Here is a 13,297-nt window from a genome sequence, read left to right as displayed (position 1 = left end):
CCTCCACGGCGGGGGCGCCACGCACCATGTTGGAGGCGCGATCCCCGGCGCGCACAGCGTATGGCACAAAATCCACGCACCATTTGCAGATTATCCCCCTCCGACCGGGAATAGACCGGCAACTACGATCGAGGGAGACGTCCCCACGAGGAGGCCAGCCATCATGTCCGACCAGACTTCCGTGCCGCCGGCGCTCGCCACCAGCGAGCACGCCCCTGATCGCAACCTGGCGCTGGAACTCGTCCGCGTCACGGAGGCGGCCGCGATGGCGGCGGCCCGGTGGGTCGGCCGTGGCGACAAGAACGGTGCGGACGGCGCCGCCGTCAACGCCATGCGCCAGCTCATCAGCACGGTCTCCATGAACGGCGTGGTCGTCATCGGCGAGGGCGAGAAGGACCACGCGCCGATGCTCTACAACGGCGAACAGGTGGGCGACGGCAGCGGCCCCGACTGCGACGTGGCGGTCGACCCGATCGACGGCACCCGGCTGACCGCGCTCGGCATGCCGGACGCGGTGTCGGTGATCGCGGTGAGCGAGCGCGGCTCGATGTACGACCCGTCGGCCGTCTTCTACATGGAGAAGCTGGTCACCGGCCCCGAGGCGGCCGACGTGGTGGACATCGAGGCCCCGGTCGCGGTCAACATCGACGCGGTGGCCAGGGCCAAGCACTGCTCGCCCTCCGACGTGACCGTGGTCGTGCTCGACCGGCCGCGCCACGAGCGGCTGGTCAAGGAGATCAGGGAGACGGGCGCGCGGATCAAGTTCATCACCGACGGCGACGTGGCCGGCGCGATCATGGCGGCCCGCCAGGGCACCGGCATCGACCTGATGCTGGGCATCGGCGGCACGCCCGAGGGCATCGTGGCGGCGTGCGCGCTCAAGTGCCTGGGCGGCGTCATCCAGGGCAGGCTGTGGCCGCGCGACGACGCCGAGCGCTCCCGCGCCGTGGACGCGGGTCACGACCTGAGCCAGGTGCTCACCACGAACGACCTGGTGAAGTCCGACGACGTGTTCTTCGCGGCGACGGGCATCACGCAGGGCGAGCTGATGCAGGGCGTACGGTTCCGCGCCGGCTCGGCGGTCACGCAGTCACTGGTGATGCGCGGGCGGTCGGGCACGATCAGGAAGATCGAGAGCGAGCACCAGCTGTGGAAGCTGCGGGCGTACAGCGCGATCAACTTCGACACCGCCGGCTGAGGCTGTCACAACGCTTCAGCGGCGGCGCTTGCGGCGCGGTGGCTCCTTGACCTTGACCTCGCCCGCGAAGTTCGTGGTGCGCACCTCGACGACCGGCGCGCCCGGCTCGGTGGGCTGCTTGGTCAGTCGGACGGTCTTGTCCTTCGCCACCCTGATCACCTCGAGCCCCTCGGGCACGTGGATCTCCAGCCCGCCGAAGACGAGGGTGGCGTTGATGATGATCCGGCGGTTCTGCAGGATGGCGTCGCGGAAGTCGAGCTTGGTGGTGCCGAACATGGCGGTCACGCCCAGCTCGGCGGGCACCACCCAGCGCCCGCCGCGCTTCTCCTGCTTGAAGATCGCGGAGACGGGCCGCCCGTCGAGGTTGAGCGGCTGCTGGTCGGGCGGCAGCAGGTCGGTGGTGAGCTCGGCCAGCTCGCCGAGCGTGCGCGCGGAGTAGAGCACGCCGAGCCGCTCTTCGAGCTCGTCGAGCATGAGCCGGCCGTCGGCGTGGGCGTCCTGGAGCACCTGGGCGATGCGTTCGCGGTCGGCGTCGGAGGCGCGCAGCTCGTGCGGCTGCGGCATGTCGCCCGATGGCTGCGGCCGGCGGGCGGAGACCCACTCCTCGGCCAGCCGCTCTCCGACTTCCTGCAGCTTCGGCAACCACGAGCCCGCGCGTTCGTTCACATCTCCGACGATATCCGGCGGTCGGCGGATTCGCTCGTCCCCGGAGGTGAGGTGTCCGAGGATCCCGACGAACGGCGGCGTGCCGCGCGTGTCCCGTTTTCTCCGCCGATGACGCGGAATCCAGGCGTCCGTACGGCCGTTGATCCGCTTAAAGGGAGGCGTACGTGCATCGACCGGCGCGGTGGGGACTCGGCGCGGCAGGCGCCGGCATAGCGGTGATCATCGGCTTGGAGATCTCCAGCCTGGACGAGATGGATCCGTTCCGCCGGACCATCAGCGAGCACGGGCTGGGGCCCGGCGGCTGGGTCTTCGGCCTCGGCGTGGGCTTGTTGGCGGCGGGGTCGCTGGCCATCGGCGTGTCGCTGGCCAGGAAGAAGCTGGCCGGGGTGCTCGGCACCATCGCGCTGATGGGGTGGAGCCTGGGGTTGTTCGTGACGGCCTGGTTCGAGAAGCACGACTGGTCGGTGGGGCCGAGCATGAGCGGCAGCATCCACCGGGTGGGCAGCTTCGTGGCCTTCCTCAGCCTGCCGCTGGCCGCGCTGCTGATCGCCAGGCCGTGGCACCGCCAGCGGTCGCGGGCGACTTTGGTGGCGTTCGGGTTCGGGGTGTGCTCGCTGCTGTGGGTGGCGGGCATCGGCACGATGATGTTCATCGCGTCCGCCGAGGGGCTGCCGTGGTATCGCGTCATGCCGTTGGGGCTGGTGGAGCGGGGTCTGGCCGTGACGGAGGTGGCGGCGCTGCTGGCGCTCGGGGTGTGGGCGGCGGCGGGACGGATCGACGTACGGGGGCGGGAGGAGCGGCCGGGCGGCGTGACGGTGGAGACCTCGACGTGAACGTGCCGATCTCGTGCTGGTGGTGGGCCGGGGCAGCCGCTAACCTGACTCCGCCTCACGTTTGACTCCCCCCACCAGGAGGCCGCCGTGCCGTCCTCACGTGATCGCCAGGCCCGCATCGCCACGTACGTCGTCTACGGCGTCCAGGGCCTGTCCTTCGCCTCGCTGCTCATCCAGGTCGCGAACCTGCAGTCCAAGCACGGCCTCGACGAGGGCAGCCTGACGTTGCTGCTGCTCATCGTGCCCGTGTTCGCGGGCGCGGGCAGCGTGGCGGCCGGAGCGTTCGCCGCCCGCCGGGGCAGCAGGCTGCTGCTGCGCGTCGCGCAGCCGGCCGTGGCCGCCGCCGTGGTGCTGGCCGGGCTCGCCCCGAACGTGCCGCTGCTGGTGCCGGTGCTGCTGCTGTTCGGGGTCGCCGTGGGCGCGGTGGACGCGGGCATGAACATGCAGGGCGTGGCGGTCGAGCGCCGGTACGGCATACAGGTGCTCAACGGCTTCCACTGCGTGTGGAGCGTGCTCAGCATGCTCGGCGCGCTGTGGGCGTCGGCGGCGGCCGACCTGCCGCTGCCGGTCGTCATGGGCGCGCCCATGGTGTTCGCGCTGGCCGGCTCGCTGTACGCGGGACGGCACCTGTGCGGCCCCGCCGAGGAGAAGGTGGAGACGCCCGCGGAGACGGTCGCCGGCCGCTTCCCCTGGCGGCCGATCATCCCGCTCTGCCTGGCCATGGGCTTCCTGTACGTCGGCGACGCGGCCGTCTCCAACTTCAACACCGTGTTCATGAAGGATGTGCTGGAGGCCGGTCCCCGGGTGATCCCGCTGGCCTACGTCGCCTACCAGGCGACCACGCTGGCCGTCCGCCTCGCCGGTGACCTGGCCGTGCGCCGCTACGGGCCGGCCGCCATCGTCAGGATCGGCGGGGCGATCGCCACGATCGGGTTCCTCGGCGTCGTGCTGGCGCCCAACCAGCCGCTCGGCATCGTCGCGTTCGGCCTGACCGGGGTGGGGCTGTCGGTGGTGGCGCCGCAGTCGTTCTCGGCGGCCGGGCGGCTCGACCCGGCGGGCACCGGCGTCGCCATCGCCCGGGTGAACCTCTTCAACTACGTCGGGTTCATCGTGGGCGCGGCGCTCGTGGGCGGGATCGCGGACGCCATGGACATGCGGGTGGCGTTCGCCGCGCCGCTGGTGCTGGCGGCGGCGATCATCGCCCTGGCGCCCGGCTTCGAACCCAAGAGCACCCCGGCCACCACCTGACGGGCCACGCCGCCCACGGCCTGCCGTTCCGGCCGGCTGCGTCCCTGCGGCGTCAGCGGCGGACCTCCGCCACCTCCACCGGGCGGGCTTCGCGGAGCGAGAGGTCGGCGGCCTCGGCGACGTACAGGGCTTCAAGGGCGTCCTCGATCGAGCACGGGCTGCGGTCGCCGGTGAGGAAGGCGTCGATCTCGGCGCGGTAGGCGGCCTCGAAGCGGGTGACGAAGTCGGGCCACGGCTCGGCGCCACTCGCGGGCTGCTCGGCCGAGTGCAGCGGGGCGCGCGGGCCGAGGCCCACGGCCTGCGTGCGCCGGGTGCCGGCCAGCTCCATGCGCACGTCGTACCCGCCGCCGTTGTAGCGCGAGCCCTGCAGCGTGGCGAGCGTGCCGTCGTCGAGGGTGAGCAGCGCGGCGCTGTTGTCCACGTCGCCGGCCTCGGCGAAGAAGGCGGCGCCGCGGTTGGCGCCGCGCGCGTACACCGACACCACCTCCCGGCCGGTGACCCAGCGCAGGATGTCGAAGTCGTGGATGTGGCAGTCGCGGAAGATCCCGCCCGACATCGGCAGGAAGCCGGCGGGCGGCGGCGCGGGGTCGGCCGTCACCATGTGGACGCGGTGCAACTCCCCCAGCTCGCCGGCGCGCAACGCCGCGGCGGCGGCCACGTAACCGGGGTCGAACCGCCGCTGGAACCCGATCTGCACCCGGTTGTCCCCGCGCGCCTTCAGCACCCTGACGGTCTCGGCGACCGTGCCCGCCACCGGTTTCTCGCAGAAGGCCGGGATGCCGCGCTCGCAGGCCGCGACGATCAGCTCGGCATGGGTGCCGGTCGGCGTGGCGATGACGACGGCGTCCGCCTCGAAGGGGTCGCCCGGCCTGCCGTACGGGGACGTGCGCACAGGGTCGGCCACGATCAGCTCGTCCACCAGCGGGTGCGCGGCGAGGGTGGCGGCGTGGAAGGCGCCGATCCGGCCCAGACCCAGCAATCCCACCCGCATGACGCCTCCCTGCTTCTGGGATCAGATTCTCTTTCTAGGCACGCCTGCCCTCTCCGGTCAAGATTTGTCCAGACATTCTGACCTTCAAGCCTCGTACGGCCTCCTCTGCCTTGTGCGCGGGCAGCCGGGCGAACCCCATGACCACGGCCGGCGGCCCCGCGGACTCCCGCATCGGACCGACCGGCTCGACCGACAGGCCCAGCTCCTGGGCGGCCCGCACCGTCCGGGGCTCGTCCCACCCGGCGGGCAGCTCCAGGTAGACGTGCAGCCCGGCCTCGATGCCGCGCACCCGTACGGCGGGCAGCTCCGCGGCCAGCGCGCCCACCAGCGCGTCACGGCGGCGGCGATACTCCCTGCGCATCCGCCGCAGGTGCCGGTCGTAGCCGCCGGTCCGCAGGAAGTGCGCGAGCGCGTGCTGCTCGATCACCGGTGAGCCGAGATCCAGCTCGCCGCGCGCCCTGCGGATGCCCTCGGCCAGGTCGGGCGGCGCCGCCACCCAGCCGAGGCGCAGGCCGGGCGCGAGCGCCTTGCTCACGCTGCCGCACAGGATCACCCGGTCGGGCGCGAGCCCCTGCAGGCAGCCGACGGGGTCGCGGTCGAAGCGGAACTCGGCGTCGTAGTCGTCCTCGATGATCAGCCGGTGCCCCGCGTACGCCCACTCCATGAGCGCCGCCCTGCGCCGCGGCGACAGCACCACCCCGGTCGGGAACTGGTGCGCCGGCGTCACAAGCGCCGCGTCACCGCCGACGCGCCGCACGTCGAGGCCCTCCTCGTCCACCGGCACCGGCACGACGTGCGCGCCCGCCCGCCGCAGCAGCGGCACCTGCCGGTGACTCGTCGGGTCCTCGACGGCCAGCCGCAGCGGGCGCTGGCCGGTGAGCACGTGCAGCGCCAGGCTCAGTCCCTGGGCGACGCCGCCCACGACGACGAGGTTCTCGGGGCGAACGTCGGCCGCCCTGACCCTCCTGAGGTAGCCGGCCAGCTCTTCCCGCAGCTCAGGCACGCCGCCGGGGTCCCCGTAATCGAGGGCGTCCGAGGGTACCGTGGTCAGCACGTGCCGGACGGCCGCCAGCCAGCGTTCACGGGGGAAGTGGCTGAGGTCGGGGGAAGTGGGGCGATGGCCATGGTAGGAGACGGTGCTCGGCGTCCTGCGGCGCACCTGTTGCGGCTTGGGCGGCGCGGCGGCGCGCTGCCGGGTGTTCTTCGGCGTCACCTGGGTGCCGACGCCGACCCTGGAGACCAGGAAGCCCTCGGCCACCAGCTGCTCGTACGCCTCCACCACCACGCCCCTGGAGACCTGCAGGTCGGTGGCGAGGTCGCGGGTGGCGGGCACGCGGGTGCCAGGCGCGAGCCGCCCGCCGCGGATGGACTCGCGCAGCTCCGACGCGATCTGCCCGGCGATGCCTCCCTTCCCGCGGTCTATCCGGATATGGAGGTCGGCCATATTGGTCCTGTCTTCCAGCGGCAGATTGGACTGTTTTCCCGAACCATTGTCTCCCTAGCATCCTTCGCATGATGAGAAACGGCATCCTGAGCGCCGCCGCGGCCATGTTCCTGGTGGGGACCCTGGCCGGGGTCGCGGGACTGATCGGCGCTTACCCCATATACGGCGGACAGGCCGTCCGGTATCTCGCCGCGGCGATCGTTCTGCTCGTCATCACCCGGGTGCTCGGCCTGCGGTTCGTCAGGATGACCGGCCGCGAGGTGCTCTGCCTGGCCGGGCTCGCGCTGCTCGGGCTGGTGTTCTTCAACGTCTGCGTCATCGAGTCCACCCGCGCCTCGAGCCCCGCCCTGGTCGGCACCGTGCTCGGCACCGTGCCGCTGGCGCTCGCGCTGGCCGGCGGCCGGCCGGCGCCCCGGCTGCTGCTCGGCGCCGCCGTCGTGGTGACCGGCGCGACGCTGGCCACCGGGCTCGGCAGCGGCACCACCGAAAGCCTGCTGTGGGCGCTCGGGGCGCTCGTCGGCGAGATCAGCTTCTCGCTGCTGGCCATCCCGCTGCTGCCCAGGCTCGGCGCGATCAGGGTCTCGGCGTACTCGACGACGCTGGCCGTGCCCATGCTGGCGCTGGTCGGCTGGGTGAGCGAGGGCCCCGCGATGCTGCGCACGCCCACCCTGCCCGAGGCGCTCGGGCTCGGCTACCTCGCGATCGTGGTGACGGTGATCGCGTTCTTCCTGTGGTACCGCTCACTGCCCAAGCTGGGCCCCGGCAGGGCCGGGCTGTTCGCCGGGCTCATCCCGGTGGCGGCGATCGTCACGGGCGCGGTGCTCGGCGTCGCCACGCCGAGCGCGTACGACCTGGTCGGGGCCGGGCTGGTGATCACCGGCATCATGGTGGGCCTCACCGCGGCGCGCACCGGCGGCCCCGAACCCGCCGTCCGGCCGTCGGAGGCCTGAGCCGGTCCCTGGTCCGCTTCGAGGGCGCGTAATCTCTTGGAGCGACCGAAAGGATGGACATGGGCGAGTTCGACTACACCGACCTGCTTCCGCTTGGAGCCGACGACACCGAATACCGGCTGATCACCTCGGAGGGGGTGCGGAAGGTCGAAGCGGCCGGGCGTACGTTCCTCGAAGTGTCGCCGGAGGCGCTGCGCCTGCTGACCGAGGCGGCCGTCCACGACATCTCGCACTTCCTGCGCGCCTCACACCTCGCCCAGCTCAGGAAGATCGTCGATGACCCCGAGTCCAGCGGCAACGACCGCTTCGTCGCCCTCGACCTGCTGAAGAACGCCTCCATCTCGGCCGGCGGCGTGCTGCCGATGTGCCAGGACACCGGCACCGCCATCGTCATGGGCAAGCGCGGCCGCCACGTGCTGACCGATGGACGCGACGCCGAGCACATCTCGCGCGGCGTGTACGACGCCTACACCAAGCTCAACCTGCGCTACTCCCAGATGGCCCCGATCACCATGTGGGAGGAGAAGAACACCGGCAGCAACCTGCCCGCCCAGGTCGAGCTCTACGCCGAGGACCCCCACGGGCACCCCGACGAGTACAAGCTGCTGTTCATGGCCAAAGGCGGCGGCTCGGCCAACAAGTCGTTCCTGTACCAGGAGACCAAGGCCGTGCTCAACGAGAAGCGCATGATGGCCTTCCTGGAGGAGAAGATCAGGTCGCTCGGCACGGCGGCCTGCCCGCCGTACCACCTGGCCGTCGTCGTGGGCGGCACCTCCGCCGAGTACGCGCTCAAGACCGCCAAATATGCCAGCGCCCGCTACCTCGACTCCATCCCCACCGAGGGCTCGCCGTCCGGCCACGGGTTCCGTGACCTGGAGATGGAGGCCAAGGTCTTCGAGCTGACGCAGAAGCTGGGCATCGGCGCGCAGTTCGGCGGCAAATACTTCTGCCACGACGTCCGCGTGATCCGCCTGCCCCGCCACGGCGCGTCCTGCCCCGTGGCCATCGCGGTCTCCTGCTCGGCCGACCGCCAGGCGCTGGCGAAGATCACGCCGGAGGGCGTCTTCCTGGAGCAGCTGGAGACCGACCCGGCCCGCTTCCTGCCCGACACCACCGACGAGCACCTGTCCGACGACGTCGTGCAGATCGACCTCAACCGGCCGATGCCCGAGATCCTGGCCGAGCTGTCGAAATACCCGGTCAAGACCCGCCTGTCGCTCACCGGCCCGCTGGTCGTGGCGCGCGACATCGCGCACGCCAAGATCGCGGAGCTGCTCGACGACGGCGGCGAGATGCCGCAATACCTCAAGGACCACGCGGTCTACTACGCCGGACCGGCCAAGACCCCCGAAGGCTACGCCTCCGGCTCGTTCGGCCCGACCACGGCCGGGCGCATGGACTCCTACGTCGAGCGCTTCCAGGCGGCCGGCGGCTCCATGGTGATGCTGGCCAAGGGCAACCGCTCGAAGCAGGTCACCGAGGCCTGCCAGAAGTACGGCGGCTTCTACCTGGGCTCGATCGGCGGCCCCGCGGCCCGGCTGGCGCAGGACTGCATCAAGAAGGTGGAGGTGCTGGAATATCCGGAGCTCGGCATGGAGGCGGTGTGGAAGATCGAGGTCGTCGACTTCCCCGCGTTCATCGTCGTGGACGACAAGGGTGAGGACTTCTTCACCGACAAGACGGGCCCCGTGCTGAGCATCGGCCGCCGCTGAGACTCCTCATCGGACGGGTCACCGCCGCCGCTGGGGCTCCTGTGCCCTGGCGGCGCGGCGGTCAGGAGCTCAGGCGGCCAGCGGCGCGCGGTGCGGGGCCACGACGGTGCCGTCGGGTAGCAACAGGCCGGTGTCGTCGAACAGCACGACGCCGTTGCAGAGCAGGCTCCACCCCTGGTCGGGGTGGGCGGCGATCACGTGCGACCGCTCACGGTCGGGAGAGTCGGCACTCGGGCAAACGGGGTGGTGACTGCACATCGCGCACCTCTCAGATGGCGCTCCTGGTTGCTGGTCGATCAGAAGGGCAGATGGCGCCCTGACGGAGTGCGGAGGTCGAGCGCCACCTTGACCGGCTTCCTCGGCCGGCGGCGCACCTGCGTCTGGCGCATCTTCCTCACATCCTTCGACGGTCCGTCTTCGGTGGATGGGACTTCAGTCTGACGTCGGGAACCGACAGTTTCCGGTGAGTTCGCCGGTGAGTTCGCCGGGCGCTTCGTCGGGTGTCTACGCCTTCACCGTGCCCCCGTCCTCTTACGGCACCCTTTCAACTCGCTGACGGCACCCCGGTGGTTCCTGTCAGCCAGCCTGCCGTACTGCTGGTAGTCCCCTACCAGGCATCATGCACAACCAATCCGCCGAATGTTGTGCCGATCGACACATACGGCGTATGACCTGCGAAAACGCCCCGTCACTCCGGGCAGGGGTTGCGACGAACCGCAGGTGATCGCGTACGCTGGGCTACCGGAGACGGGCCGCGGGCACCGCGAGCCCCCCGGCGCACGGATGTGACCAGGGGGTTTGCTGACGTCACAAGTCATACGGGTTGACTTAAGTTCGCAACAATTAATCGGCCCTGCCTCTACTGGTCGGTTTACACAAATAGGTAAGCTGCCTGCCATGCGTGCGCCTTCCGGTTACCTCCTCGCCGCGCGCTATCGGCTTCTTGAGCCGGTTGGTCGTGGCGGCATGGGCACCGTCTGGCGGGCGCATGACGAGCTGCTCGACCGTGACGTGGCGGTCAAGGAGGTGCGGCTGCCCACCGTTCTCGACGAGGAGCTGCGCGCCGAGCTGTGCGCGCGCACCGAGCGCGAGGGCCGGGCCACCGCGATGGTCGCGCATCCGTCCGTCATCACCGTCTTCGACGTCGTCACCGAGGACGACCGGCCGTGGATCGTGATGGAGCTGCTCCATGCGAGGTCCCTTGAGCAGCTCATCAAGGAGGAGGGACCGCTCCACCCCCGCAAAGTGGCCGAGATCGGCCGGCAGATCCTCGGCGCGCTGCGCGCCGTGCACGCCAAGGGCATCCTGCACCGCGACGTCAAGCCGAGCAACGTGCTGGTGACGGAGGACCGCGCGGTCCTGACCGACTTCGGCCTCGCCGCACTCGAAGGTGACGTCTCCATCACCCAGGCGGGCATCGTTCTTGGCTCCGCCGGATACATCGCTCCAGAGCGGGTGCTCGGCTCCAAGGCCAGCCCCGCCGGCGATCTGTGGTCGCTCGGCGCGACCCTCTACACCGCCGTCGAGGGCAGGGGCCTGAGCGGCAGGCGTACGGCCGCCGCCGCCCTCGCCGCGCTCACCAGCGGCGAGCCGATCCCCATGACCAAGGCGGGGCCGCTCGCGCCCGTGCTCGACGCGCTGCTCAGGATCGACCCCGCGACCAGGCTCGATTCCGTACGCGCCTCGCTCATGCTGGCCAGGGTGGCCGCGGGCGGCTCGGCGGAGGAGCCGCTGCCGCCGCGTAAAAGCCCAGGGAAAACCACAGGTAAAGCCACCGGCAGGGCCCCGGCGTCGATCCCGCAGCCCTCTTTCGCACGCCGGCCCTCGCACCGGGGGATGCACAGGGCCGACCCGCCCGCCGCGCCGTTCACCGTGCCCTCGCCCAGGCTCGAACGTAAATCCGGCGAAGGCGTCCACAGGAGGCGTGTCGAACAGCGGCCCACGCCGTCCGCTTATGCCCGATTCAAAGCGACGGTGATAAAGTTGTTCCTTCCTCGGCGGTTCTGGCCAAGAGAACTTCGCAAGCGAGGGTAAAGCACTTCCCAAGCGAGAATCGATATCTTCTTCTCATGCCGGAACAGCAGACACGCCTGCTCGCGGAGCGCTACGAGCTCATCGCCCCCCTCGGCCGGGGCACGATGGGGACCGTGTGGCGCGCCCGCGACCGCGCGCTCGGGCGCGAGGTGGCGGTCAAGGAAATCCGCCAGGACCCCGGGCTCACCGAGGAACAGCGGGCCGAGCTGCGCGAGCGCATGGTCCGCGAAGGACGTATCGCCTCGCGGATCAACCATCCGTCCGTGGCCTCCATCCACGACGTCCTCATCCAGGACAACAGCCCGTGGATCATCATGGAGCTCATCGAGGCCCGCTCCCTTGAGCAGGTGATCGAGGAGGAGGGGCCGCTGCCGCCGCGGCTCGTGGCGGAGATCGGCGTCGACCTGCTCGGCGCCCTCCGCGCCGCGCACGCCCAGGGCATCACCCACCGCGACGTCAAGCCGGCCAACGTGCTCATCACCGAGAGCGGGCGCGTCGTGCTGACAGACTTCGGCATCGCCAAGGCCGAGGGCGACTCGCGGCTCACCAAGACCGGCATGGTCATCGGCTCACCCGGCTACACCGCCCCTGAGCGGGCCCGGGGCGAGTACACCGGGCCCGAGTCCGACATCTGGTCGCTCGGGGCGACGCTCTACTTCGCCGTCGAGGGGCGGCCCGCGTACGAGCGGTCTACGATCGCCGAGACGCTGGCCGCGCTGCTCACCGAGAACGCCGACCCGCCCACCCAGGCGGGGCGGCTGCGTCCGGTGCTGAACGGGCTGCTCAACAAGGACTACCGGCAGCGCCTCGGCGCCGCCAAAGCGGAGACCCTGCTGCGCATGGTCGCCGACACCCCCACGAGCGAGATGCCGGCGCTGACGGCCGAGGCTCTTAAGGCGCAGGAGGCCGCTTTGCCCGACCCGTTCGCCCAATCCCAAACCTCCCAACCTCAGGGACGCGGCTCCCAACACCCCGGCGCAGCAGGCCAGGCCCCAGGCGCACAGGGCGGCCCCGGCGGACAGAGCGGCCAGGGCGGCCAGGGCGGCCAGGGCAGGCCGGGAGGACCGGGCGGCCAAGGCCCCGGAGCGCCAGGTGGCCGGGGCTCGCAACGTGGCCCAGGGACGCAGGGCGGCCCGGGTGGCGGGCAGGCTCCCACGGGGCCTGGCCAGCGACCGGCCGCTGCGGCCGGCGGCCGTGGCCCCGCGTCGGGTGCGCACCCGGCATCAGGCCCCCACAGCGCCACGGGCCCGCAGGGTGCCCCCGGGTCTCGGGGTGCCGCGGGCCCGCAGGGTGCTTCAGGGCCGCAGGGCGGCGCGCGGGGTTCGAACACGCCGACCGTGCCTCAGGTCACCCCTCCCAGCTATCCCCCACCGGGTCAGCAGCAGGCGTTCGCCTCCCCGGCCCCGGGCGGCGCTCCCGGTACGGCACCGGGCCGGCCGGGAAACGGCCCGCAGGGGAACGCGCCGGGCGGCCCGCACGGCAACACGCCGGGCGGCCCGGGCAGCGGGCCCTACGGCAGCGCGCCGGGCAACGGCCCGCACGGTGGCCCCCAAGGCAGGCCGCGCGGAGGTGCCCAGAGCGGCCCTCAAGCTCCCACCGGACCTCAAGCTCCCACCGGACCGCACGGCACCGCCCAGAGCGGCCGTCAGGGACCCACCGGACCGCACGGCACCGCCCAGAGCGGCGCTCAGGCGCCCACCGGGCCGCACGGGTTCGCCCAGGGTGGACCCGGCGCGCCTCAGGGTGGGCCTCGTGGAGGTGCCGGCGGAGGGGGCGGCGACTACGACCCCGAGCGGACGGTCAGCATCTCGCGCCCCAAGGGCCCCTTCCCGTCGGCGCCTGACCAGGGCGCGGGCGGCCGGCCACCCCAGGGTGGCGACGAGAGCGCGGTGGTCACCACCCGCATCCCGACCCCGCCCAAGAACCCACCGGGCCAGCAGGTCTACCCGGTGCCCCCGCCCCAGCCGGGCCAGCAGCCGGGCCAGCCGCAGCCGGTCGGGCCGCAGCAGGGCATCAGCGAGAGCCACGGCCTCGGCACGGACCTGTTCGCGATCGCCGGCCCTGAGGAGAAGCAACCGGCAGGCAACCGCAACGGCATGCTGGTCCTGATGGCGGTGGCCGCCGCGGCCGCCGTGGTGATCGCCGTCCTCATCGTGGCCCTCTTCTCCAGCTGACCCCACTCCAGAGCACCCACGCCCGCTCAGGGGAAACGCCGGTGGGG

At 71.7% G+C, this 13,297-nt stretch carries 11 protein-coding genes; 7 read left to right on the top strand and 4 right to left on the bottom strand.

What is annotated here, in order from left to right; genetic code table 11:
* The first annotated feature begins 163 nt into the window (after nt 1-163).
* On the top strand, nt 164-1,198 hold the full coding sequence (gene glpX, locus AB0K18_RS26770) for a class II fructose-bisphosphatase (RefSeq protein WP_355432378.1): 1,035 nt from the start codon (nt 164-166) through the stop codon (nt 1,196-1,198).
* A 15-nt stretch (nt 1,199-1,213) separates the two neighbouring features.
* On the opposite strand, the gene AB0K18_RS26765 is transcribed toward glpX, so the two are convergent.
* A complete protein-coding gene (locus AB0K18_RS26765; protein WP_364919155.1) occupies nt 1,214-1,864 on the bottom strand; it encodes a DUF1707 domain-containing protein in 651 nt (216 codons plus the stop codon).
* A 164-nt stretch (nt 1,865-2,028) separates the two neighbouring features.
* Here AB0K18_RS26765 and AB0K18_RS26760 point away from each other — a divergent pair, with 164 nt between their 5' ends.
* Both AB0K18_RS26760 and AB0K18_RS26755 read left to right on the top strand, forming a co-directional pair.
* A complete protein-coding gene (locus tag AB0K18_RS26760; RefSeq protein ID WP_364919153.1) occupies nt 2,029-2,697 on the top strand; it encodes a DUF998 domain-containing protein in 669 nt (222 codons plus the stop codon).
* An 87-nt stretch (nt 2,698-2,784) separates the two neighbouring features.
* Nucleotides 2,785-3,945 carry an MFS transporter gene (locus AB0K18_RS26755; RefSeq protein ID WP_364919150.1) on the top strand — a complete coding sequence of 387 codons (1,161 nt, stop codon included), beginning with the start codon at nt 2,785-2,787 and terminating at the stop codon, nt 3,943-3,945.
* 52 nt (nt 3,946-3,997) lie between these two features.
* On the opposite strand, the gene AB0K18_RS26750 is transcribed toward AB0K18_RS26755, so the two are convergent.
* Together AB0K18_RS26750 and AB0K18_RS26745 are read right to left on the bottom strand one after the other, a co-directional pair.
* Entirely contained in the window at nt 3,998-4,936 is a 939-nt protein-coding gene (locus tag AB0K18_RS26750; protein WP_364919148.1) for a Gfo/Idh/MocA family oxidoreductase, read from the bottom strand.
* Between the two features lie 34 nt (nt 4,937-4,970).
* Nucleotides 4,971-6,380 carry a PLP-dependent aminotransferase family protein gene (locus AB0K18_RS26745; RefSeq protein ID WP_364919146.1) on the bottom strand — a complete coding sequence of 470 codons (1,410 nt, stop codon included), beginning with the start codon at nt 6,378-6,380 and terminating at the stop codon, nt 4,971-4,973.
* 68 nt (nt 6,381-6,448) lie between these two features.
* On the opposite strand from AB0K18_RS26745, the gene AB0K18_RS26740 reads away from it, so the two are divergent.
* On the top strand, nt 6,449-7,330 hold the full coding sequence (locus AB0K18_RS26740) for a DMT family transporter (protein ID WP_364919143.1): 882 nt from the start codon (nt 6,449-6,451) through the stop codon (nt 7,328-7,330).
* Between the two features lie 59 nt (nt 7,331-7,389).
* The gene (locus AB0K18_RS26735) at nt 7,390-9,042 is read left to right on the top strand and encodes a fumarate hydratase (protein WP_364919141.1); all 1,653 of its coding nucleotides are present in this window, start codon (nt 7,390-7,392) and stop codon (nt 9,040-9,042) included.
* A 69-nt stretch (nt 9,043-9,111) separates the two neighbouring features.
* On the opposite strand, the gene AB0K18_RS26730 is transcribed toward AB0K18_RS26735, so the two are convergent.
* Nucleotides 9,112-9,300: a DUF5999 family protein gene (locus AB0K18_RS26730; protein WP_364919138.1), complete on the bottom strand. Its 189-nt coding sequence runs from the start codon at nt 9,298-9,300 to the stop codon at nt 9,112-9,114.
* 639 nt (nt 9,301-9,939) lie between these two features.
* Between AB0K18_RS26730 and AB0K18_RS26725 the strand changes: the two genes are divergently transcribed.
* Nucleotides 9,940-11,076: a serine/threonine-protein kinase gene (locus tag AB0K18_RS26725; protein WP_364919135.1), complete on the top strand. Its 1,137-nt coding sequence runs from the start codon at nt 9,940-9,942 to the stop codon at nt 11,074-11,076.
* A 35-nt stretch (nt 11,077-11,111) separates the two neighbouring features.
* Nucleotides 11,112-13,250 (top strand): protein kinase, encoded by a 2,139-nt coding sequence (locus tag AB0K18_RS26720; protein ID WP_364919133.1) that lies wholly within the window; start codon nt 11,112-11,114, stop codon nt 13,248-13,250.
* Nucleotides 13,251-13,297 lie beyond the last annotated feature (47 nt).

This window comes from Nonomuraea sp. NPDC049421, assembly GCF_040677005.1.
GTDB lineage: Bacteria > Actinomycetota > Actinomycetes > Streptosporangiales > Streptosporangiaceae > Nonomuraea > Nonomuraea salmonea.
The sequence above is the reverse complement of the archived record's forward strand: the minus strand, read 5'-3'. Positions and strand labels throughout refer to the sequence as shown.